21 protein-coding genes are annotated in these 21,160 nt (G+C 72.9%); 9 read left to right on the forward strand and 12 right to left on the reverse strand.

Annotation, left to right across the window (positions count from 1 at the left end; all coding sequences use genetic code 11):
- The first annotated feature begins 273 nt into the window (after window positions 1–273).
- The 4 genes from petA to EOE48_RS27390 all read left to right on the forward strand — a co-directional run bounded on the left by petA (window position 274) and on the right by EOE48_RS27390 (window position 4,213).
- Window positions 274–834: a ubiquinol-cytochrome c reductase iron-sulfur subunit gene (gene petA / locus EOE48_RS27375; RefSeq protein WP_127734051.1), complete on the forward strand. Its 561-nt coding sequence runs from the start codon at window positions 274–276 to the stop codon at window positions 832–834.
- 47 nt (window positions 835–881) lie between these two features.
- Entirely contained in the window at window positions 882–2,168 is a 1,287-nt protein-coding gene (locus EOE48_RS27380) for a cytochrome b (RefSeq protein ID WP_127734052.1), read from the forward strand.
- A gap of 95 nt (window positions 2,169–2,263) precedes the next feature.
- Window positions 2,264–3,157: a cytochrome c1 gene (locus EOE48_RS27385; protein WP_127734053.1), complete on the forward strand. Its 894-nt coding sequence runs from the start codon at window positions 2,264–2,266 to the stop codon at window positions 3,155–3,157.
- Window positions 3,158–3,343: 186 nt separating this feature from the next.
- On the forward strand, window positions 3,344–4,213 hold the full coding sequence (locus EOE48_RS27390) for an S-methyl-5'-thioadenosine phosphorylase (RefSeq protein ID WP_127734054.1): 870 nt from the start codon (window positions 3,344–3,346) through the stop codon (window positions 4,211–4,213).
- A gap of 34 nt (window positions 4,214–4,247) precedes the next feature.
- On the opposite strand, the gene EOE48_RS27395 is transcribed toward EOE48_RS27390, so the two are convergent.
- Together EOE48_RS27395 and EOE48_RS27400 are read right to left on the reverse strand one after the other, a co-directional pair.
- A complete protein-coding gene (locus EOE48_RS27395; RefSeq protein WP_127734055.1) occupies window positions 4,248–4,697 on the reverse strand; it encodes a PaaI family thioesterase in 450 nt (149 codons plus the stop codon).
- Window positions 4,698–4,702: 5 nt separating this feature from the next.
- Window positions 4,703–5,302: a TetR/AcrR family transcriptional regulator gene (locus EOE48_RS27400; protein WP_127734070.1), complete on the reverse strand. Its 600-nt coding sequence runs from the start codon at window positions 5,300–5,302 to the stop codon at window positions 4,703–4,705.
- 322 nt (window positions 5,303–5,624) lie between these two features.
- Here EOE48_RS27400 and EOE48_RS27405 point away from each other — a divergent pair, with 322 nt between their 5' ends.
- On the forward strand, window positions 5,625–6,809 hold the full coding sequence (locus EOE48_RS27405) for a thiolase family protein (RefSeq protein ID WP_127734056.1): 1,185 nt from the start codon (window positions 5,625–5,627) through the stop codon (window positions 6,807–6,809).
- A 189-nt stretch (window positions 6,810–6,998) separates the two neighbouring features.
- Window positions 6,999–7,445: an acyl-CoA thioesterase gene (locus EOE48_RS27410; protein ID WP_127734057.1), complete on the forward strand. Its 447-nt coding sequence runs from the start codon at window positions 6,999–7,001 to the stop codon at window positions 7,443–7,445.
- Here EOE48_RS27410 and EOE48_RS27415 read toward each other — a convergent pair.
- The 8 genes from EOE48_RS27415 to EOE48_RS27450 all read right to left on the reverse strand — a co-directional run bounded on the left by EOE48_RS27415 (window position 7,392) and on the right by EOE48_RS27450 (window position 16,649).
- The gene (locus EOE48_RS27415; protein ID WP_127734058.1) at window positions 7,392–9,902 is read right to left on the reverse strand and encodes a sensor histidine kinase; all 2,511 of its coding nucleotides are present in this window, start codon (window positions 9,900–9,902) and stop codon (window positions 7,392–7,394) included. The genes EOE48_RS27410 and EOE48_RS27415 overlap by 54 nt on opposite strands.
- Window positions 9,899–10,201, reverse strand: coding sequence for an Rdx family protein (locus EOE48_RS27420; protein ID WP_127734059.1), 303 nt, complete (start codon window positions 10,199–10,201; stop codon window positions 9,899–9,901). The genes EOE48_RS27415 and EOE48_RS27420 overlap by 4 nt, the downstream gene beginning before the upstream one ends.
- Before the next feature lie 107 nt (window positions 10,202–10,308).
- A complete protein-coding gene (crcB, locus tag EOE48_RS27425; RefSeq protein WP_127734060.1) occupies window positions 10,309–10,680 on the reverse strand; it encodes a fluoride efflux transporter CrcB in 372 nt (123 codons plus the stop codon).
- Window positions 10,677–11,690 carry a P1 family peptidase gene (locus EOE48_RS27430; protein ID WP_127734061.1) on the reverse strand — a complete coding sequence of 338 codons (1,014 nt, stop codon included), beginning with the start codon at window positions 11,688–11,690 and terminating at the stop codon, window positions 10,677–10,679. The genes crcB and EOE48_RS27430 overlap by 4 nt, the downstream gene beginning before the upstream one ends.
- An 11-nt stretch (window positions 11,691–11,701) precedes the next feature.
- Window positions 11,702–12,598, reverse strand: a complete 897-nt coding sequence (locus EOE48_RS27435; protein ID WP_127734062.1) for an alpha/beta fold hydrolase — start codon at window positions 12,596–12,598, stop codon at window positions 11,702–11,704.
- 247 nt (window positions 12,599–12,845) lie between these two features.
- Window positions 12,846–15,083 carry a xanthine dehydrogenase family protein molybdopterin-binding subunit gene (locus EOE48_RS27440; protein ID WP_127734063.1) on the reverse strand — a complete coding sequence of 746 codons (2,238 nt, stop codon included), beginning with the start codon at window positions 15,081–15,083 and terminating at the stop codon, window positions 12,846–12,848.
- A gap of 10 nt (window positions 15,084–15,093) precedes the next feature.
- A complete protein-coding gene (locus EOE48_RS27445) occupies window positions 15,094–16,107 on the reverse strand; it encodes an FAD binding domain-containing protein (RefSeq protein ID WP_127734064.1) in 1,014 nt (337 codons plus the stop codon).
- Window positions 16,104–16,649: a (2Fe-2S)-binding protein gene (locus tag EOE48_RS27450; protein ID WP_127734065.1), complete on the reverse strand. Its 546-nt coding sequence runs from the start codon at window positions 16,647–16,649 to the stop codon at window positions 16,104–16,106. The genes EOE48_RS27445 and EOE48_RS27450 overlap by 4 nt, the downstream gene beginning before the upstream one ends.
- A 238-nt stretch (window positions 16,650–16,887) precedes the next feature.
- Here EOE48_RS27450 and EOE48_RS27455 point away from each other — a divergent pair, with 238 nt between their 5' ends.
- Entirely contained in the window at window positions 16,888–18,288 is a 1,401-nt protein-coding gene (locus EOE48_RS27455) for a M20/M25/M40 family metallo-hydrolase (RefSeq protein WP_127734066.1), read from the forward strand.
- A 78-nt stretch (window positions 18,289–18,366) separates the two neighbouring features.
- The gene (locus EOE48_RS27460; protein ID WP_127734067.1) at window positions 18,367–19,146 is read left to right on the forward strand and encodes a DUF1499 domain-containing protein; all 780 of its coding nucleotides are present in this window, start codon (window positions 18,367–18,369) and stop codon (window positions 19,144–19,146) included.
- A 109-nt stretch (window positions 19,147–19,255) separates the two neighbouring features.
- On the opposite strand, the gene EOE48_RS27465 is transcribed toward EOE48_RS27460, so the two are convergent.
- Window positions 19,256–20,182, reverse strand: a complete 927-nt coding sequence (locus tag EOE48_RS27465) for an MBL fold metallo-hydrolase (RefSeq protein ID WP_127734068.1) — start codon at window positions 20,180–20,182, stop codon at window positions 19,256–19,258.
- Between the two features lie 147 nt (window positions 20,183–20,329).
- On the opposite strand from EOE48_RS27465, the gene EOE48_RS27470 reads away from it, so the two are divergent.
- Window positions 20,330–20,776, forward strand: a complete 447-nt coding sequence (locus EOE48_RS27470) for a DUF4332 domain-containing protein (RefSeq protein ID WP_127734069.1) — start codon at window positions 20,330–20,332, stop codon at window positions 20,774–20,776.
- Between the two features lie 6 nt (window positions 20,777–20,782).
- Here the strand turns inward: EOE48_RS27470 and EOE48_RS27475 are convergent.
- Window positions 20,783–21,160: peptidoglycan-binding domain-containing protein (locus EOE48_RS27475; protein ID WP_148239805.1), on the reverse strand; the 378-nt coding region annotated here is incomplete at its 5' end.

Raw genomic sequence — 21,160 nt, forward strand, 5'->3', positions numbered from 1 at the left:
CGGCGCGGGCGCCCGCGCCGCCGGGGCACGGCCCGAAAAAAATTGGAACACTTCCGGACAAGACCGGCCCGCCGCCCTGGATTCCCGGGCTTGACCGTGCCAGACACCCCGGGCGCGGGCGACGCCCGGTCGCATTGCCCCGGCCGCCGGGGTGATGCTTCGGTCCGGCAGGATCCCGGACACCTCCGGGGCACACGCCAGTCGCGCAGCTCGCCGGCGCCCCTCGGGCGCGGCAAGCCCTTGCCGATCACGCCACTTCGGGAGAGCCGGACCTTGGCCACCACCGTCGCCCCCTCCGACGCCGCGCATCCGCACGGGACGACGCGCCGGGACTTCTTGTTCCTCGCCACCGGCGCGGGCGCCGTCGTCGGCGCCGTCGCCCTGGCCTGGCCGTTCGTCGCCTCGATGGCCCCCGACGCCGAGACCATCGCGGCCGGCGCGCCGATCGACGTCGACCTGTCGCCGATCGCCGAGGGCCAGATCGTCAACGTGTTCTGGCGCGGCAAGCTGATCTTCGTGCGCCACCTCACCGCGAAGGAGGTGACGGACATGAAGGCGACCCCGCCCGGCGGGATGATCGACCCGGCGCCGTTCCTCGCCCGGGTCAAGGAGGGCCACGAGAAGTGGCTCGTCGCCTACGGCAACTGCACCCATCTCGGCTGCGTGCCGATCGCCAACCAGGGCCTCGACGGCTGGGCCTGCCCCTGCCACGGCTCGCAGTTCGACGCCGTCGGCCGCGTCGTGCGCGGCCCGGCCCCGATCAACCTGCCGATCCCGCCCTACGGCTTCCAGGGCGACGCCAAGGTCCGCATCGGCGAAGGCGCCACCGCCTGATCCGAGTCCCCCGACCGACAAGAGGAACGCCAGAGAGCGGGCAGCCCATGAGCGCACACGCCACGACCTACGTCCCCAAGAGCGCCCTCGCGAAGTGGTTCGAGGCCCGGTTGCCGATCGTCGGCCTGGTGCACTCGTCCTTCATCGCGTTCCCGGTGCCGCGCAACCTGAACTACTTTTGGACCTTCGGCGCCATCCTGATCGTGATGCTGGCGTCGCAGATCGTCACCGGCGTCTGGCTGGCGATGCACTACCAGCCCTCGGCCACCGAGGCGTTCAACTCCGTCGAGCACATCATGCGCGACGTGAACTACGGCTGGCTCCTGCGCTACATGCACGCCAACGGCGCCTCGATGTTCTTCATCGCGGTCTACGTGCACATGTTCCGCAACCTCTATTACGGGTCCTACAAGGCCCCGCGCGAGGTGCTCTACATCCTCGGCGTCATCATCTACCTGCTGATGATGGCCACCGCCTTCCTCGGCTACACCCTGCCGTGGGGCCAGATGTCGTTCTGGGGCGCCACCGTCATCACCAACATCCTGGCGGCGATCCCGGTCGTCGGCGACACGATCCAGAGCCTGCTCTGGGGCGGCTACTCGGTCGGCAACCCGACCATCAACCGCTTCTTCTCGCTGCACTACCTGCTGCCGTTCATGATCGCCGGCGTCGTCGTCCTGCACGTCTGGGCGCTGCACGTCACCGGCCAGAACAACCCGACCGGCATCCCGATCAAGACCGGCAAGGACGCGGTGCCCTTCACCCCCTACGCGACCATCAAGGACGTGTTCGCGGTGGTGGTGTTCTTCGCCTTCTTCGCCTACTGGATCTTCCTGCAGCCGAACTACCTCGGCCACGCCGACAACTACATCCCGGCCAACCCCGGCGTGACGCCCGCGCACATCGTGCCGGAATGGTACTTCCTGCCGTTCTACGCGATCCTGCGCGCCGTCCCCGACAAGCTCGGCGGCGTGGTGCTGATGTTCGGCGCGGTCATCATCCTGGCGCTCGCCCCGTGGCTCGACACCTCGCGGGTGCGCTCGGCGAACTACCGGCCGATCTACCGGCAGTTCTTCTGGGCTTTCATCTTCTGCTGCTTCCTGCTCGGCTGGCTCGGCTCGAAGCCGCCGGAGGGGGGATACGTGCTCGCCTCGCGCATCGCCACCTTCTACTACTTCGCCCACTTCCTGCTGGTGATGCCGCTGGTCGGCCTGTTCGAGACGCCCAAGCCCCTGCCGGGCTCGATCCTCGAGAGCGTCACCGGCCCCGGCAAGCAGGTGAGCGGGTCCGGCCTCCCGGCCGGCGCCGCCGCCGCGCCCCAGACGAAGGGCTGACGATCCTCCCGGGGGCGGCCACGGCCGCCTCCCGCGGGCGGCGTCACGGCCGCCCCGACCACCGCACAACGACGCCACAAGGGGCCCCGAGAGGTATGATCAGAACACGCGCTGTCGTGGCGGCCGTCGCCGCGGCGATCCTGTCCGGCACCGCCGCCCTGTCGGCGGAGGGCGGTCCGGTGCCCCACCGCGAGAAGTGGACCTTCTCGGGGCTGTTCGGCACCTTCGATCAGGCGCAGCTGCAGCGCGGCTTCCAGGTCTACCGCGAGGTCTGCTCGAGCTGCCACAGCCTGCACTACGTCCGCTTCCGCAACCTCGCCGAGGAGGGCGGCCCGGACTTCTCCGTCGGGCAGGTCAAGGCGCTCGCCGCCGAGTACAAGGTCAAGGACGGCCCCAACGACGCCGGCGACATGTTCGAGCGGCCCGGCCGCCCGGCCGACAAGTTCCCGTCGCCGTTCCCGAACGACCAGGCCGCGGCTGCCGCCAACGGCGGCAAGGCGCCGCCGGACCTGTCGCTGATGGCCAAGGCCCGCACCTTCGCCCGCGGCGGCCTGTGGTTCATCACCGACTGGCTGCCCTTCGTCGGCTACACCGAGCAGGGCCCGGACTACATCCACGCCCTGCTCAACGGCTACGAGGAGGCGCCGAAGGGCGTCGAGGTCCCGGCCGGCGGCCACTACAACACCTACTATCCCGGCCACATCATCGCGATGCCCAAGCCCCTGAGCGACGGGCAGGTGACCTACGCCAAGGGCGCCGACGGCCAGCCGGTGGTGCCCGAGACCGTCGACCAGTATTCCCGCGACATCACCGCCTTCCTGATGTGGACGGCCGAGCCGCACATGCTGGCGCGCAAGGAGCTGGGCCTGCGGGCGATCATCTTCCTGCTCGTGCTGGCCGGGCTCCTGTACTACGTGAAGAAGAAGATCTGGTCGGACGTCGGCGGCGAGACCCACGGTCTCCAGCCCGAACTGCACAAGACCCACTGATCGCATGAGACGGTTTTCGGACGATGCGTTCCGAGAACCGTCTCACAAGCCCGCGCGGCGCATGAGCGAAGCCGATTTTCGCATCGCGAAAGCGACTGCAAAGCAGTCGCCGAGCGATCAATCGAAAATCGTATGAGAGGCCCCCGAGCGGGGCCTCTTCCTTTTCGGGACGACGGAGACGGCGGAATGGCGAAGGCGGTGCTCGGGGTGATCGGCGGTTCGGGCGTCTACGACCTGCCCGGCCTGGAGGACGTCCGCGAGGAGCGCGTCGCCTCTCCCTGGGGCGAGCCGTCGGACGCCCTGCGCTTCGGCCGCATCGGGGCGACCGAGGTGGTGTTCCTCGCCCGCCACGGCCGCGGCCACCGCCTGTCGCCCTCGGGCATCGACTACCGCGCCAACATCGACGCGCTGAAGCGGGCCGGCGTCACCGACCTCGTGTCGGTCTCGGCCTGCGGCTCGTTCCGGCAGGAGCTGTATCCGGGCCTGTTCGTGCTCGTCGACCAGTTCGTCGACCGCACGGTCTCGCGCGCGTCCTCGTTCTTCGGCAACGGCTGCGTCGCCCACGTCTCGATGGCGCATCCGGTCGGGCCGGCGCTCCAGGCCCGCATCGCCGCCGCGGCCGAGGCCGAGGAGATCGCATTCCGCAAGGGCGGCACCTACGTCTGCATGGAGGGCCCGCAGTTCTCCAGCTACGCCGAGTCGAAGAGCTACAAGGCGCAGAACTACGACGTGATCGGCATGACCAACATGCCGGAGGCCAAGCTCGCCCGCGAGGCCGAGATCACCTACGCCACCATCGCGATGGTGACCGACTTCGATTGCTGGCACCCGGAGCACGACGCCGTCGACGTGGCGGCGGTGGTGGCGGTGGCCCGCGCCAACGCCGCCAAGGTCGCCCGCCTCGTCGCCCGCCTCGCCCGCGACTTCCCGGCCGAGCACGAGCCCTGCCCGGCCCGCTCCGACCGCGCCCTCGACGGCGCCGTGATGACCCCGCCGGAGTACCGGGACCCCGCGCTGATGGCCAGGCTCGACGCGGTGGCGCGGCGGATCCTGTGATACCGAGTCCGGGCGATCGGTTCCGAGAGGCGGATCAGCGGGACCGCTCGAACACCAGAAGCGTCGAACTCGCGGTCGCGCAGAGGCGCCCGGCCTCGTCGTGAAGCGTCGCTTCCGCGAAGGCGACGCGCCGGCCCATCGAGGTGATCCGGCCCGCGGCCCGCACCGTGCCGCTCGTGCCGGTTAGGGCACGAACGTACGACACCTTGAGTTCGAGCGTCGTGTAGCCCTGCCCGTCGTTCAGCAGCGAATGCACGGCGACCCCGCAGGCGCTGTCGAGCAGCGTCGCCGCGTAGCCGCCATGCACCGTGCCGAGCGGGTTGTAGACGCTGCGGTCCGGCCTCCCCTCGAACACCGCGTGGCCCCGATCGATCTCGACGAGGGCGAAGGCGAGGGTCTCGCCCATCGGTGCGCGGTGCCCCGCTTCCAGCATGGCCCGCAACTGCCGGAGGCCGTCGGGAACCGGTTCGTGCTCTGAGTCCATCTCGTTCACCTCCGTTTGACCGCCGGCCGCCCGGCCGCCCCGGCTTCGATCATGGCGCGGCATCCGGTGCGGCACGCATCGAGGATCTCGTCGGCGAGCCGGGAGGTGTCCGGGCAGGCCCGCGACAGGATGACGGCGCCGACCGCCTGCGCCAGGACGGCGAATGCCGCCGCCCGGTCTCCGGGATCGTCGTCGGGCGCCGACGGCATCCCGACCGCGAGCAGGCGCACGAGATCCTCGATGCCCGACGCGAAAGCCGTCCTGGCCCCGTCCGGCTCGCGTGCGGCATCGCCGCTCAGGGCCGCCAACGGACAGCCCTGCCCGCGGGCATCGCGATGGGCCCGGGACAGGTAGCCCTCGATCGCCGTGATCGCGTCGCGCCCGGCATAGCGCGCCGCAACCTCGCCGAAGCCCTGAGCGCAGGCCTCCGCGATCAGGGCGTCCTTGGATCGGAAGTGGTTGTAGAACCCCCCGTGCGTCAGCCCGGCCGAGGCCATCAGATCCGCCACGCCGACGCCGTCGAAGCCCCGTTCCCGGAACAGCCGCGAGGCTGCCGCCACGATCCGTTCGCGGTTGGCCTGCTTCTGCTGCTTCGTGATCCGCACCACGCCTGCCTCTTCGGACCAACAATGACGCCGATCATCATAGCTTGACATTTTAGATGATGTTCATCATCATTAGGCCGGCGATGCAGGAGGCACCATGCCGCTCGCCGCACCCGACCGCCGACGCTCGTCTTCCTCCGGCACGTACGCGGCAGGGCGGACGGCCGGAACCCCCGATGGCCGACGGTCCTGCCGGGGGCCGGACGCTCGCCGCGGGTCGGGAGGCGGCCACGGACGCACCGCGGCTCGCGTCGGTCCGATCCCCGGCCGGACGCGATCCGGCGGATCGCCTGCCCGTCGACCCACCACCGGGAGACCCTTCATGACTGCACGCGACATCGTTCTCGCCCATCCGGTCAGGACCGCGATCGGCGCCTATAACGGCACGCTGAAGGGCGTGCCGGCCACCGAACTCGGCGCGGCCGCGGTGCGGGAGACGTTGCGGCGCTCCGGGCTGCCGGGCGACGCCGTCGCGACGGTCGTGATGGGCAACGTCATCCAGGCCGGCAACCGGATGAATCCGGCGCGCCAGGCCTCCGTCGGCGGCGGCGTTCCCGTCGAGGTTCCGGCGCTCACGGTCAACCGCGTCTGCGGTTCGGGCGCGCAGGCGATCCTGAGCGCGGCTCTGGAAATCGCCGCCGGCGACGGCGAGGTCGCCATCGCCGGCGGCATGGAGAACATGGACCGTGCCCCCTACCTGATGGATGGGGGGCGCTGGGGCTACCGCATGGGCCCGGCGCAGATCCTCGACAGCCTGCTGACGGACGGGCTCGCCGACGCCTTCTCGGGCGAGCATTCCGGCTGGCACACGGAAGACCTGGCCACGAGGCTTCGGATCACCCGCGAGAGCCAGGACGCCTTCGCGGCGCGCTCGCAGCAGCGCTTCGCCGCCGCCCGGGAGGCCGGGCTGTTCCGCGACGAGATCGTCCCGGTCGAGGTGAAGGGCCGCAAGGGCCCCGAACGCTTCGCCGTCGACGAGGCTCCGCGCCCGGACACGACGGTCGAGACGCTGGCGCGACTGAAGCCGGCCTTCCGGAAGGACGGCACGATCACCGCGGGCAACGCTCCGGGCCTCAACAGCGCGGCGGCCGCCATGGTCGTGGCCGAGCGCAGGTTCGCCGAGGCCGCCGGTATCGAGCCGATGGCGCGGCTGGCCGGTTACGGGGTCGCGGGGATCGAGCCCGGCCTGTTCGGCCTGGGTCCGGTGCCCGCGGTCCGCAAGGCGCTGACGCGCGCCGGCTGGAGACTCGGCGATGTCGAGCGGTTCGAGATCAACGAGGCCTTCGCCGCGGTGCCGCTCGCGGTCATGCACGAACTGTCCCTGCCGGAGGATGTCGTCAACGTCGAAGGTGGCGCCGTCGCGCACGGACATCCGATCGGGGCCACCGGCGCGGTACTGGTCACCCGGCTGCTCCATGCCATGCGGCGGGACGGGGTGCGCCGCAGCGTGGTGACCCTGTGCATCGGAGGTGGCCAGGGCATCGCGCTCGCGCTCGAGGTCGTCTGATACGATTTTCGGAAGATTCCTTCGGGAAGCGTATCGCAAGCCCGCGCGGCGCTTGAGCGAAGCCGATTTCCGGACGACGCTACGATCGTCCGAAATTCCGTAGCACCGGCCGGGCCAGGGCGTATTGAGGCGGATGCCGGGGTTCGGGGCCGCTCCGGCCGTTCCTCGTGCCGGCCCCTGCGGACCGACATGACCGAGCGCACCCCGCCCGACACCCGCGCCGCCTACCGGCGCTTCGTCGCCCTCGGCACCCGCTGGGGCGACAACGACGTCTACGGCCACGTCAACAACGTGGTGTACTATGCGTTCTTCGACACCGCGGTGAACCAGGTGCTGATCGAGGACGGCGCCCTCGACATCGCGGCGAGCCCGGTGATCGGCCTCGTGGTCGAGACCGGCTGCCGCTATTTCCGTTCCGTCGCCTTCCCCGACCGGATCACCGCCGGGATCCGGGTGGCGCATCGCGGCCGGTCGAGCGTGCGCTACGAGGTCGGGCTCTTTCGCGGCGACGACGACACCGCCGCGGCGCAAGGGCACTTCGTCCACGTCTACGTCGACCGGGCGACGCAGCGCCCGGTGGAGCTACCCGACGCCCTGCGCGCGGTCCTCGACCCGCTCCTCGTCGGGCCCGCCTGACCCGGCGGCGGTGCCGGGGAGCGGTGCCCGGATCGTGCAGGTGACGCCCTCGGGCGCGAAGCGGAACTCGACGCGGCCGTCGAGCTCGCGGGCGAGGCTGCGGCCGATCAGGCGCGAGCCGAAGCCGGTGCGGGTCGGCGCCACCACCGGCGGCCCGCCGCTCTCGCGCCAGCGCAGCACCAGGGTGCCGTCGGCCACCGACCACGCGATCGCGACCTGACCGCCGGGACGCGACAGCGCGCCGTACTTCACCGCGTTGGTGGCGAGCTCGTGCAGCGCCATCGCGATCGACAGCGCCATCCGGGGCGACAGACGCAGGGGCGGGCCGGAGACGGCGAAGCGCGGCCGGCCCTCGCCCGGCCCGTCGAGTGCCGCGATCGCGCCCGCCACCACGCCCGCGAGGTCGGCGCCCTCCCAGCTCTCCCGGGTGAGCACGTCGTGGGCGCGGGCGAGCGCGATCAGCCGGGCCTCGAACGCCTCGCGGGCGGCGTCCGCCTCGCGGCCGGCGAGGCGGTTCAGGCTCTGCACCGCGATCGACTGCACGGTGGCCAGCGTGTTCTTCACCCGGTGGTTCAGCTCGTGGATCAGCAGCCGCAGGTGCTCCTCGGCCCGCTTGGCCTCGGTCACCTCCTGGTGGATGCCGATGACCCGCCGGGGCCTGCCGGCGGCGTCGCGCTGCACCATCGCCTGGGCGCTCACCCAGCGCGTCGCCTCGCCCGGCGGCTCGACCCGGAACTCGGTGCGGAACTCGCCCTCGCCGCGGCGCAGCAGCGCGGTGGCGGCCTCGATCCGCTCGCGGTCGGCCGGGTGGACGGTGCGGATCCAGGTCTCGCGGGAGAACGGCGCGGCGCCGAAGATCTCGGCCGAGCGGGCGGAGAGCCGGTGCTGGCCCGACGCGAGGTCGATCTCCCAGGTGCCGAGCCGCCCGGCGGCGAGCGCGAGCCGCAGGCGCTCCTCGCTCTCGCGGAGCGCCGCCTCGGCCTGCTTGGCCTCGGTCACGTCGACGTTGCAGCCGGTATAGCCGAGGAAGCGGCCGCGATCGTCGAGGCGGGCCACGCCCTCGCAGAGCAGCCAGCGCACCTCGCCGTGCCGGTCGAGGACGCGGGTCTCGGCCCGGAACGGCCGGCGCGCCGCGAAGGCGGCCTGGAACGCCGCGTCGAAGGCCGGGGCGTCGTCGGGATGCATGAACTCGCGCCAGCGCCCGCCGACGTAGTCCGCCGCCGGACAGCCGAACAGGAACTCGTAGTGCAGGTTGACGAACACGACCGCGCCGGCGGCGTCGGTCATCCAGATCAGGGCCGGGGCCGAATCGGCCATGTGGCGGAAGCGCGCCTCGCTCTCGCGCAGGGCCGAGAGGCTGCGGCTCTGTTCGGCCAGTGCCCGGTCGCGCTCGCCGATGCGCGCCCGCAGCGCCTCGGAGGCGTCCGCGAGGGCGTCGCCGAGGCGGCGGATCTCGCGGATCGGCGTCGAGACCCGCGGCACCGGTCCGCCGGCCGCCAGGACCGTCCCGGCCTCGGCGAGCTGGCGCAGGGGCAGCGCCACCCGGGCCCACAGGCGCACCGCCATCACCGACGACACCGCGAGCGCCAGGAGGCCGAAGCCGAGATAGGCCCAGATCCAGCGCCGCAGCGGCGCCTCGACGGTGGCCTTCGGGACCGTCGCGGCGACGGACCAGCGCGAGAGCTGGCCGCGGGTCTCCACGAACAGCACCGGGCGGCGCTGGCGGTCGACGCCCTCCCAGATGCCGCCGGTGGCGGTCTGGCGGCCGCGCAGGCCCGGGAAGGTCGGCGTTCCGGCGAGCGTCTCCTGGTCGGCCGAGCGGGCCAGGATGATGCCGGCGGAATCCACGATCCCGGTCGTCCATCCCCGCTCGGTGCCGGTGGCGAGGATCTGGTGCAGGCGCTCGACCGGCACCTTGAAGCTCAGGATGAAGGCCGCCGTCCCGTTCATCAGAACCGGCACCGACACCGTGAAGGTCGGCGGCCCGCCCGCGGCGCCGGGCCGCGCGCCGGTCACCAGCGGGCGGCGCCCCGCGAGCAGCTCGGCATCGATGGGCTCGGGCGCCTGCGGCAGCGGCGCTCCCGGCGGCAGGACCGTGTTAACGAGCTGCGTGCCGTCCGGCCGGCGCAGGGACAGGCCGAGGCCGAGATCGGCCTTCACCGCCCGGGCCTGCTGCTCGAAGGCGCCGAACTGGCCGTCGCGCAGGTGCGGCGAGGTCGCGAGGGTCTGCAGCACCGAGATCAGGCCGGCGAGGTCGCGGTCGACGGTGAGCGAGAGGCCGCGCACGTTCTCGCGGGCGTCCTGCTCGAAGCGGACGCGGTCGAGCGCGGCGTAGCGGGCGAGCAGGATGCCGGTGAAGATCAGCCCCGGCCCGATCAGCGCCACCGCCAGGGCGACGAGGTAGACCTGGGTCGAGAGCCCGCGCTGGCGCAGGCGCGTCAGCCGCGCGCGGATCACGGCCGGTCGACGTGGCCGAGGTCGCGCCCGGGCTCGATCCGGTCGCGGACCCGCTGCTTGAGCGCCTTCACGTCGGGAAAGCCGCCGTCGCGCTTGCGCTCCCAGATCTCCTCGCCCGCGCAGGTGATCGCGAAGGTGCCGCCGGTCGCCGGCACCAGCGCGACCTCGCCGAGGTCGTCCTTGAAGGTCGAGAGCAGTTCCTGCGCCATCCAGGCGGCGCGCAGGAGCCAGCCGCACTGGGTGCAGTAGGCGATGGCGATGCGGGGCTTCTCGGAGCGTCCGGGTCCGGCGTCGGTCATCGCGCGACTCCGTCCGGTTCCCCGGCGCTTGTCAACCTGCACGGGAACAGGGCGCAGCGTGTTCGCGGTATGCCCCGACGGTTCGACGCGGTCCTGCCGCAGCGTCGTCAGCCGAAGTGGCGGATCACCGCGAGGCTGACGCCGACCCCCGCGATGCCGGCGACCACCGAGCCGAGGACGTAGACCATCGCGGCCGCGATCGCCCCGCGCTCGATCAGCAGGAACGCCTCCAGCGAGAAGGTCGAGAACGTGGTGAAGCCGCCGAGGATGCCGGTGGTGAGGAACAGCCGCCAGCCCTGCGGCACCCCGGCCCGGACCACGAACAGCCCGGTGAGGAGCCCCATCGCCAGCGATCCCAGGATGTTGATCGCCATGGTGCCGAACGGGAACGAACTCCCGGCGCGGGCCGCCAGCAGGTTGGCGCCGTGGCGCAAAGCCCCGCCGAGGCCGGCGCCGAGGAAGACGATGAGGGTGTTCACGGGTCGGTCCGTCCGTGCAGGTCGATCCAGGCCGGCAGCGCGCCGGCGAAGGGAAGGGCGCGCGCCCGGTGGACCCCGACCGCGACCGCCCGCGCCAGCACCCGGGCCGCGGCCTCGCCGAGGCGGGCGAGGTCGTAAACCGGATCGGCCAGCGCGACGAGGCCGGTGGCGGCGGCGAAGACGAGGTCGCCGTCGAGGGGCGTGTGGACCGGCAGCAGCGCCCGGGCGAGCCCGTCCTGCGCCATCACGGCGAGGCGCCGCGCCTCGGCCTTGGTCAGCCGCGCGTCGGTCGCCACCACGGCGAGCGTCGTGTTGGCGCCGGCCATCGGCTTGACCGGCCAGTCGAAGGCGCCGGGCGGGATCGTCGGCGCGGGCCCGAGGCCGCCGAACTCGGCCGCCTCCTCGAACGGCCCGGCCCAGAAATGCGGCCCGTCGCCGACCGTCGCCCGGCCCAGCGCGTTGACGACGACGAGCGCGGCGACCCGCGCGCCCGTCCCCGCCACCGCCGCCGAGGCGCTGCCGAGGCCGCCCTTGAGGTTGGCGGTGCGGGCGCCAAGCCCGGCTCCGACCGAGCCGAGGGCGAACGGACCGGGCCTCGCCCGCGCCGCCGCGGCGTAGCCGAGGTCGCGGTAGGGCGGGAACCGGCCCCACGCCTTGTCGCCGCCGTTGAGGAGGTCGAACAGGATCGCCGCCGGCACGATCGGCACCCGGGCCTCGCCGACCGGGAAGCCGCGGCCGTTCTCGGCGAGCCACGCCGTCACGCCGCCGGCGGCGTCGAGCCCGAAGGCCGAGCCGCCGGAGAGCACCAGGGCGTCGATCCCCGTCACGGTCCGTTCCGGGTCGAGGAGGTCGGTCTCGCGCGTGCCCGGCCCGCCGCCGCGCACGTCGACCGACGCGGTGGCGGGCGCGTCGAACAGGATCGCGGTGACGCCGCTCGCCAGCCTCGCGTCGTCGGCGTGGCCGACGGCGAGCCCCGGGATGTCGGCGAGGCTGTTGTGGGGGAGGCTCACCGGACCCTCGCTCAGTGAGCCGGGTGGTCGCCGACGTGCTTGAGCACCGCCTCGGCGACGGCCTCGGGGGCCTCGCGGGACGGGAAGTGGCCGATCCCTTCGAGCGGCAGTTCGCGGTAGGGGCCGGAGAAATGCTGCTCCTGGCCCTCGAAGGCGCCGGGCAGGATGCAGGCATCGGCCTCGCCGTAGATCACCAGCGTCGGCACCGCGATCCCGGTCGCGGCGTGGATCTCGCTCTCGAAGGCGGCGTAGCGCGGGTCGGGCTCGGCGCCGCCCCAGCGCACCCGGTAGGCGTGCAGGGTCACGGCGGCCCAGTCCGGGTTGGCGAAGGATTGGGCGGTCTTCGCGAAGGTCTCGTCGGTGAACCACGGCCCGGGCGGGCTCCACACCGCCCATTGCTCGCGGGCGAAGGCGACGCCGTTCCGGCGCACGAACTCGGCGCCCGGCCCGGTATTCATGAACCACTGGTACCAGAACGCCCGCACCTGCGGCAGCGACGGCACCGTCAGCGGCCCGGGCGCCCACGGCACCGACAGGGCGGTGATCGAGGCGGCGCGCTGCGGGCGGGCGGCCGCGATGGCGTAGGCGATCCGCGCGCCCCAGTCGTGGCCGACGATCGGCAGCTTCTGGAAGCCGAGCGTGTCCATGAGGGCGAGGATGTCGCTCGCCAGCGCCGCGACCTGCCCGGACGGGTTGGCTTCCGGGTTCACGAACCGCGTCCGCCCGAAGCCGCGCAGGTAGGGCACGATGGTGCGCCAGCCCGCCGCCTGGAGCCGCGGCGCCACGCCGTCCCAGGTGCGCGGATCGTCCGGCCAGCCGTGCAGCAGCAGGATCGGCTGGCCCTCGTCGGGTCCGCCGGCCTCGTAGGTGATCTCGACCTCGCCGGCGGTGACGCTGTTGGTGTCCATCGAGGATCCCCTTGGTGTTGTGGTTCCGGCTGCCCGGCCGGCCCCGGTCCGCGTTCTTCGGTGGGCTGCGGGGCGCCTCAGAATCAGGCGCGGGATCCCCTCTCCCGAGTGGGAGAGGGGTAGGGGTGAGGGTGGCTCGGTCTCCGGATTGAGCGCCGAGCGTCGAGCAGCGCAGCTCAACCGGTCAGGGTCATTGCGGAACCCGAGCCCCGCCCCCCCCCCGCAGCCTTGCCCGCCTGAAGATGGATCAGGCGAGGATCTTGTCGATGGTGATCGGGAGTTCGCGCAGCCGCTTGCCGGTGGCGTGGTAGACCGCGTTCGCCACCGCTGCCGCCGCGCCGACGATGCCGATCTCGCCCAGCCCCTTGACCCCGATCGGGCTCGCCTTGTCGTCGTGCTCGTCGACGAACAGCACGTCGATGTCGTGGATGTCGGCGTTCACCGGCACATGGTACTCGCCGAGGTTGTGGTTCATGATCCGGCCGAGGGTGTGGTCGAGCATCGACTCCTCCTCGAGGGCGGCGCCGATCCCCATCACCACCCCGCCCAAGATCTGGCTGCGGGCGGTCTTCAGGTTGAGGATCTTGCCGGCCGCGACCGCGCTGACGATCCGCGCCACCCGCACCACGCCGAGATCCTCGTCGACCCGCACCTCGGCGAACACCGCCGAATGGGTGTAGGCGGCGTAGCGCAGGTTCGTGAGCAGGCTCGGCTTGGCGGTCTCCGTCGCCTCCAGCGCCTCGGCGCCGCCGGCCCGCATCGCCTCGACGAGGGCGACCTTGCGCGACGGATCGGAGGCGAGGCGGATCTCGCCGTCCGCGAAGGTGACGTGGGCGAAGTCGGCATTGGCGAGCGGAGAGCCGTCCATCTGCCGGGCGAGGCGAAACGCCTGCTCGGCGACCGACCGGCAGGCGAGTTCCACCGCCGAGCCCGACGAGGCCGCGGTCCACGACCCGCCGGCCAGCGGCGCCTCGGGAAGCGCGGTGTCGCTGAGCCGCGTCGTCACGCTCTCCATCGGCACGCCCAGCGCATCGGCGGCGATCTGGGTCAGGATCGTGTAGGTGCCGGTGCCGAGGTCGGCGGTCGAGCAGGCGATCTCGACCCGCCCGTCCGGGGTGAGCCGGGCGCTGGCGCTCGACTTCATCATCATGGCTTCCCAGACGCCGGTCGCCAGCCCGTAGCCGATCAGCTCGCGGCCCTCGCGCATCGAGCGCGGCTCCGCCGAGCGCCGCGACCAGCCGAAGCGCGCCGCGCCCTCCTCGTAGCAGGCGCGCAGGGCCTTCGAGGTGAACTCCTTGTTCTCGCCCTCGTCGCGCTCGGCGTAGTTGCGCAGGCGCAGCTCCAGCGGGTCGACGCCGGTGGCGGCGGCGAGCTCGTCCATCGCCACTTCGAGGGCGAAGATGCCCGTGACCGCGCCCGGCGCCCGCATGTCGGAGGGCGTGTAGGTGTCGATCTTGGCGAGCTTGTAGCCGAGCTTGACGTTGGGGCAGTGGTAGAGGAGGCCGGACCAGTTGACCACCGCCTCCTGGTAGTCCTCGAAGGTCGAGGTGCCCGCGATGGCGTCGTGCATCAGCGCCTGGAGCCGGCCGTCGGCATCGGCGCCGAGGGAGACGGTCTGGATCGTCTCGGGCCGGTAGCCGAAGGTGAACATCTGGTCGCGGGTCAGCACCACCCGCACCGACCGCTTGAGGTCGAGGGCCGCCGCCACCGCCAGGAAGAGCTGGTACTGGGGCCGCAGGCCCGAGCCGAACCCGCCGCCGACATAGGGCGTGATGACCCGCACGTCGTCCGGCTTGAGGCCGAACACGCTGCAGACGTAGCCCTGGGTGTTGTTCACGCCCTGGATCTTGTCGTGGATGGTGAGCTTGCCGTCGCCCTCCCACACCACCGTCGAGGCGTGCGGCTCCATCGGGTTGTGGTGCTCGATCGCCTGCTTGTACTCCTGCTCGATCCGGATCGGCGCGGAGCCGAGCGCGCCCTCGGCGTCGCCGCGCGGGTCGGGCGGCGGCTTGATGCCGGAGCGCTTCTTCGGCGGCACATAGGCGGCGTCGCGGTTCTTCTCGAGGTCGGTGTTCGGCGCCTCCTCGGCGTAGGTCACCTTCAGGAGCGAGGCGCCGTGGCGGGCGAGTTCGAAGCTCTCGGCGACCACGAGCGCGATCGGCTGGCCGCCATAGACCACCGCATCGCTGTGCAGCGGCCGGAACGGCGAGCCGGGCGGGGCGACCTGATCGCGGTAATTGTAGTCGAGCCACGCGGTGCGCGGCCGGTTCTCGTGGGTGAACACCTTGATGACGCCGGGCACCGCCAGGGCCGCCTCGGCGTCGATCGCGGTGATGCGGCCCTTGGTGATCGCGCTCGACACGACATAGCCGTGGGCGAGGTCGGGGGCGGTGAACTCGCCGGCGTACTTCGCCGCGCCCGTCACCTTGGCGGGGCCGTCGACCCGGCTGCGGGCGGATCCGACATGGAGGTTGGTGGTGGCCATCGGGTCGCCCTTACTGGATGCGCTTGTCGGTCTGGGATTGCGGCGTCCCGGCAGCGGCCTGGGACAGGCCGCGCACGATGGCGCGCCGCGCCAGCTCGATCTTGAAGGCGTTGTGGGCGTAGGGCCGCGCCTCGGCCAGGATCACGTCGGCGGCCTCGCGGAAGGTTTCTGGCGTCGCCGGCCGGCCTTGGAGCCGGGCCTCGGCCTCGGCGTTGCGCCACGGCTTGTGGGCGACGCCGCCGAGCGCGAGGCGGGCGGTGCGGATCGTGTCGCCGTCCATCTCCAGGGCGGCGGCGACCGAGACCAGCGCGAAGGCGTAGGACAGCCGGTCGCGCAGCTTCAGGTAGGTGTAGTGCCGCGAAAAATCCTCGGCCGGCAGGTCGACCGCGGTGACGATCTCGCCGTGGCGCAGCGTCGTGTCGCGCTGCGGCTCGTCGCCGGGCAGGCGGTGGAACTCGGCCATCGGGATCGCCCGGGCGCCGTCCGGCCCCTCGACCTGCACCACCGCCTCCAGGGCGGCGAGGGCGACGCACATGTCGGACGGGTGGGTGGCGATGCACCTCTCCGAAGCGCCCAGGATCGCGTGGATGCGGTTGACGCCGGTGATCGCCGGGCAGCCGCTGCCGGGCACCCGTTTGTTGCAGGGCGTGCCCTCGTCGTAGAAGTAGTAGCAGCGGGTGCGCTGGAGCAGGTTGCCGCCGGTGGTGGCGGCGTTGCGCAGCTGCGGCGAGGCGCCGGCCAGGATCGCGCTGGCGAGCAGCGGATAGCGGGCCGAGACGCGCGCGTCGTAGGCGGCGCGGCTGTTTTGCACCAGGGCGCCGAGGCGCAGGCCGCCCTCGTGCTCCTCGATGCCGTCGAGGGGCAGGCGGGTGATGTCGATCAGCCGGTCGGGCCGCTCGACGTTGTACTTCATCAGGTCGACGAGGTTGGTGCCCCCGGCGATGATCCGGGCGGCGGGATCGGCGGCGAGCGCCTGGACGGCCTCGGCGACGGTGCCGGCGCGGGTATAGGCGAACCGGTTCATTCCGCGGCCTCCAGGGTCGAGGGCGCCCCGGCCCGTTGCTTCATCACGTCCTCGATCGCGTCAACGATGTTGGTGTAGGCGCCGCAGCGGCAGATGTTGCCGCTCATGTATTCGCGGATTTCTTCCCGGGTGCGGGCGCGGCCCTCCTCGATCAGCGCCACCGCCGACATGATCTGGCCCGGGGTGCAGTAGCCGCACTGGAAGGCGTCGTGCTCGACGAAGGCGGCCTGGACCGGGTGCAGGCCGCCTTCGGCCAGCCCCTCGACGGTGGTGACCCGCGAACCGTCCTTGACCACCGCGAGGGTGAGGCAGGAATTGACCCGCTGGCCGTCGACGATGACCGTGCAGGCGCCGCACTGGCCGTGGTCGCAGCCCTTCTTGGTGCCGGTGAGGTCGAGTTCCTCGCGCAGGAGGTCGAGCAGGCTGGTCCACGGCGCGACGTCGAGCCGGCGCTCCTGCCCGTTGACCGTGAGGGTGATCGCCACCGTGTCGGTGGTTTGAGCCACCGGGTCGATGGCTGCGGTCGCGCTGTCGCTCGGCATGGGCCTTCCGCGGTACGAGGGTCGTGTCGGGGGCTCGTCGCCCCGGGTGCCCGGGCACGGGCCCGCGGCACGCCGCCCCCGTGGGGCCGCGACCCGACAACCGTTCCAAACTGCTCCTGTTCCGGGGCGATTCCTGCGGCGCCCCGGCGGCCGTCGCAGGCCGGGCCTGCGGGGCCGGGGCTTCAAGCGCCGGGAGGGTTCGGCTAACGCTTCCGCTCCCCTGCCGCAGGAGCCCGCCATGGCCGCCCTGGACGCCGTCCTCTCCGACATCGACCGCGACCTCGACAACTCGCTGGAGCGGCTGTTCGCCTGGCTGCGCATCGAGTCGATCTCGACCGACCCGGCCTATGCCGGCGAGTGCCGCAGGGCCGCCGAGTGGCTGAAAGGGGATCTCGCCGCGCTCGGCTTCGACGCCTCCCTGCGCGAGACCGGCGGCCACCCGGTGGTGCTCGCCCACGCGCCGAAGCCAGGGGCGCCGCACGTCCTGTTCTACGGCCATTACGACGTGCAGCCGGTCGACCCGCTGGAACTCTGGGAGACGACGCCGTTCGACCCGCGGCTGGTGTCGCTGCCCGACGGGCGCCGGGCGATCAGCGCCCGGGGTGCCGCCGACGACAAGGGCCAGGTGATGACCTTCGTCGAGGCGTGCCGGGCCTGGAAGGCGATCCACGGCGAGCTGCCGGTCGGCGTGACGCTGCTGATCGAGGGCGCCGAGGAGAACGGCTCCAAGGACCTGCCGGAATGGGTCGAGGCCAACCGTGACGAGTTGAAGGCCGACCTCGTGCTGGTCTGCGACACCGGGATGTGGGACCGGGCGACCCCGGCGATCACCTCGTCCCTGCGCGGCCTGAGCTACTTCGAGGTCTTCGTGCGCTGCGCCGACCGCGACCTGCATTCGGGCCTGTTCGGAGGCGCCGCCGCCAACCCGATCCGGGTGCTGTCGCGCCTCATCAGTGACCTGCACGACGACGACGGCCGCATCACCCTGCCGGGCTTCTACGACGGCGTGCGCGAGACCCCGGCCGAGGTGCTGGAGCAGTGGCGCGGCCTCGACCTGACGCCCGAGAGCTTCCTCGGCCCGGTCGGCCTCGGGCTGCCGGCGGGCGAGCGCGGGCGGATGCTGATCGAGCAGATCCAGTCGCGCCCGACCTGCGACGTCAACGGCATCGTCGGCGGCTACACGGGAGAGGGGACCAAGACCGTCATCGCCGGGCAGGCGAGCGCCAAGATCTCGTTCCGCCTCGTCGACGACCAGGACCCGGAGGCGATCGCCGCGAGCTTCGAGAGCTTCGTGCGCGCCCGCATCCCGGCCGACTGCTCGGTCGAGATCGTCACCCACAAGGGCTCGCGGGCGATCGCGCTGCCGTTCGACATGCCGGCCCTCGCCGCGGCCAAGGGCGCGCTCGCCGAGGAGTGGGGCGTGCCCCCGGTGACGATCGGCTCCGGGGGCTCGATCCCGATCGTCGGCGACTTCAAGCGCAGCCTCGGACTCGACAGCCTGCTGGTCGGCTTCGGCCTCGACGACGACCGGGTGCATTCGCCCAACGAGAAGTACGACCTGACGAGCTTCCACAAGGGCACCCGGAGCTGGGCCCGGATCCTCGCGGCGCTCGCCGAGCCGGGCGCCGTCGGCCGCTGAGGAAAGCCCCGGCTGGCGCGGCCGGGACGGGGCGGGTAAAGCTGCGGCCATGCCCGCCGCGGTCACCCCCGTTCCCCCATGCGCCGCCTGATCGTCGAGGAGCCCGTCACCCGCGCGGCGCCGTGGTCGCTGCGCCTCGCGTGGTTCGCCCTCGCGGTCTCGGCGATCGCCCTGGGGCTGGTCCGCAGCCCGCGGGCCGAGACCGGCCCGGCGCTCGCCGCCCTCGGGGCCGGCGTGGCCCTGGCCGTGGTCGCGGTGCTGCTCGCCCTCGGGGCCTTCGTGCGGGTGTGGCGCGAGGGCGCCCGCGGCCTGCGCACGGCGGTGGCCGGGCTGTTCGTCGGCGCGGTCGTGCTCGCCTACCCGGCCTATACGGCGTTGCGCGGGGCGACCCTGCCGGCCCTCGCCGACGTCTCGACCGACACCGACAACCCGCCGGCCTTCTCGCGCTCGGCCGCCGCCTACGCCGCCCGCGACGGCCGCTTGCCGCCGGACCCGACGCCGGCCGCCCGGTCCGAGCAGCGCGAGGCCTATCCGCGCATCGCGCCGCTCACCCTCGACCTCGGCCCCGACGAGGTGTTTCAGCTCGCCCTCAAGGCCGCGGCCGCCCGCAAGTGGACGATCGTGGAATCCCGCCGGCCGGGCGGCCGGGTCGGCAACGGCCGCATCGAGGCGGTGGCGCGCTCGCGCATCCTCGGCCTGCCCTCCGACGTGACGGTGCGGCTGCACCCGCGGGCGGACGGCACCCGCATCGACGTGCGCGCCGCCACCCGCCTCGGCGACCGCGACTTCGGCCGCAACGCCGACCAGATCCGCGCCTATCTCGACGAGATCGCGAATCTGGCGCTGGCGGTGAAGTGATCCCTCATACGGTTTCTGATTGATCGCTTCGCGATGCAGAAACCGGCTTCGCTCAGTCGCCGCGCGGGCTGGTGATACGGTTTTCGGAACTGATCGTCCGAAAACCGTATCACCCGGCCGGACGGTACTCTGCGTCCAGCGTCGGCTCGCCCTCGGTCCGCACCCGTCCGGTCGCGGCGAGATCCTCCAGGTGGGCGAAGACCGACAGGGCGGCGGCGCCGCGCAGGGCGGGATCGAGCCCCCGGTAGATCGCCGCGACGATCGCCGGAATCGTGCCGTCGCCGGTCCTCACCCGGTCGAGGATCGCCGCCTCGCGGGCGCGGCGGTGGTGGGCGAGCGCCCGCACGAAGCGCTGCGGATCGCGCACCGGGCCGCCGTGACCGGGCCAGTAGATCCGCTCGCCCCGCTCCTTCAGCCGGTCGAGCGACGCCATGTAGGCGCCCATCGACCCGTCCGGCGGCGCCACGATGGTGGTCGACCACGCCATGACGTGATCGCCCGAGAACAGCGCCTCCTCCTCGGGCAGCGCGAAGGCGAGATGGTTCATGGTGTGGCCGGGCGTCGCGACGGCGCCGAGCGTCCAGCCCGGCCCCGACACCGCCTCGCCGTCGTGCAGTTCCCGGTCCGGCCGGTGCCCGGCATCGCCCGCCGCATCGAGGAGGTTGCGCTCCTGGCCGCGCAGCGCCCGGGCGGCCCGGTGCGGCCCACAGCCGACGATCGGCGCGCCGGTGGCGGCCTTGAGCGCCCGGGCGCCGGGCGAATGGTCGCGGTGGGTGTGGGTGACGAGGATCGCCTCGACGGTCTCGCCGGCCAAAGCCGCCAGCAGCGCGGCGTGGTGGGCCGGGTTGTCCGGCCCCGGATCGATCACCGCGACCCGGCCGTGCCCGACGACGTAGCTGCAGGTGCCGCTCTGGGTGAACGGACCGCCATTGGGGCAGACCAGCCGGCGCACCAGGGGCGACACGGCGTCGAGGCGGCCGCTCTCCGGCGCCTCGCGGGCGAAGACGGGCGCCTCGGGCGCGGGGGACGAACTCACCGGACGACGATCTCCTGACCAGGGGCGCGGGCCCCGGCCGGCACCATGCCGGGGGCGCGGGCATCCGGCAATCCGCCCGCTGGACCGGTCCGCCGCCAAGGTCTAGCCTTCGACCCCGGGGGACATGCCGTCCGCTGGGGATCTGCCATGGCCTACCCGATCGAATCCGTCGGCGGCCTCGGGCCGGTCCTGGCCGACCGCCTGCGCGAGGCCGGGATCGTCACCACCGACGAGTTCCTCGCCCGCGCCGGCGCGGCCGCCGGCCGTGGTGACCTCGCGGCCGCGACCGGCATCGACGAGGGCGTGCTCCTGCGCTGGGCCCGGCGCTGCGACCTGTTCCGCGTCCACGGCGTCGGCCGGCCGATGGCCGACCTGCTCGAGGCGGCCGGAATCGCCACCGTGGCCGGCCTCGCCGGGGCGGCCCCCGAGCCGCTCGCCCTGCGCCTCGCGGCCCTCAACCAGGACGGCGCGTTCTGTCCCGTGACCCCGGGCGAACGGATGGTGCGGGACTGGATCGCCCGCGCCGCCGGCCTGCGCCTCGTCCTCGACGACCGGGGCGACACCGCGCGGCGCGCCGACGCGCCGCGGACCTGACTTGCCTCACTCCCGGGTCAGCCCCGAGCGCGCGGCGAGTTCGCGCAGGGTGCCGCGGGACACGCCGGTGAGGCGGCGATCGCGCTCGAACCGGTCGAGGGCGGCGCGGGTGCCCGGGCCGATGACCCCGTCGACCGCGAGCGGGCCGTAGCCGAGCTTCACCAGCGCCCGCTGGGCGAAGGCGACGTCCTTGTCCGGCCCGGTCGCGGCCGAACCCGGCTTCGGGGCCGCGGCCGGGTTCGCCTTCGCCTGCGCGGCGAGGGCCCGGACCTCCGCAGCCTGGACCGCCGGAGGACGGGCGGCCGTCCGGTCCGGTGCCCTGTCGGATCCCTTGTCCGCCGCGCGCGCCGCGTCGGGCTTCGGCGGCGCCGGCCGCGCGGCCGG

Source organism: Methylobacterium oryzihabitans (assembly GCF_004004555.2).
Classification (GTDB): domain Bacteria; phylum Pseudomonadota; class Alphaproteobacteria; order Rhizobiales; family Beijerinckiaceae; genus Methylobacterium; species Methylobacterium oryzihabitans.

What these genes read in the sequence shown, in the direction of transcription:
- EOE48_RS27380 (WP_127734052.1), top strand. Translation starts at nt 882, where the DNA reads ATGAGCGCACACGCCACGACCTACGTCCCCAAGAGCGCCCTCGCGAAG.
- EOE48_RS27385 (WP_127734053.1), top strand. Translation starts at nt 2,264, where the DNA reads ATGATCAGAACACGCGCTGTCGTGGCGGCCGTCGCCGCGGCGATCCTG.
- EOE48_RS27390 (WP_127734054.1), top strand. Translation starts at nt 3,344, where the DNA reads ATGGCGAAGGCGGTGCTCGGGGTGATCGGCGGTTCGGGCGTCTACGAC.
- EOE48_RS27395 (WP_127734055.1), bottom strand. Translation starts at nt 4,697, where the DNA reads ATGGACTCAGAGCACGAACCGGTTCCCGACGGCCTCCGGCAGTTGCGG.
- EOE48_RS27405 (WP_127734056.1), top strand. Translation starts at nt 5,625, where the DNA reads ATGACTGCACGCGACATCGTTCTCGCCCATCCGGTCAGGACCGCGATC.
- EOE48_RS27410 (WP_127734057.1), top strand. Translation starts at nt 6,999, where the DNA reads ATGACCGAGCGCACCCCGCCCGACACCCGCGCCGCCTACCGGCGCTTC.
- EOE48_RS27420 (WP_127734059.1), bottom strand. Translation starts at nt 10,201, where the DNA reads ATGACCGACGCCGGACCCGGACGCTCCGAGAAGCCCCGCATCGCCATC.
- EOE48_RS27435 (WP_127734062.1), bottom strand. Translation starts at nt 12,598, where the DNA reads ATGGACACCAACAGCGTCACCGCCGGCGAGGTCGAGATCACCTACGAG.
- EOE48_RS27440 (WP_127734063.1), bottom strand. Translation starts at nt 15,083, where the DNA reads ATGGCCACCACCAACCTCCATGTCGGATCCGCCCGCAGCCGGGTCGAC.
- EOE48_RS27445 (WP_127734064.1), bottom strand. Translation starts at nt 16,107, where the DNA reads ATGAACCGGTTCGCCTATACCCGCGCCGGCACCGTCGCCGAGGCCGTC.
- EOE48_RS27450 (WP_127734065.1), bottom strand. Translation starts at nt 16,649, where the DNA reads ATGCCGAGCGACAGCGCGACCGCAGCCATCGACCCGGTGGCTCAAACC.
- EOE48_RS27455 (WP_127734066.1), top strand. Translation starts at nt 16,888, where the DNA reads ATGGCCGCCCTGGACGCCGTCCTCTCCGACATCGACCGCGACCTCGAC.
- EOE48_RS27460 (WP_127734067.1), top strand. Translation starts at nt 18,367, where the DNA reads ATGCGCCGCCTGATCGTCGAGGAGCCCGTCACCCGCGCGGCGCCGTGG.
- EOE48_RS27470 (WP_127734069.1), top strand. Translation starts at nt 20,330, where the DNA reads ATGGCCTACCCGATCGAATCCGTCGGCGGCCTCGGGCCGGTCCTGGCC.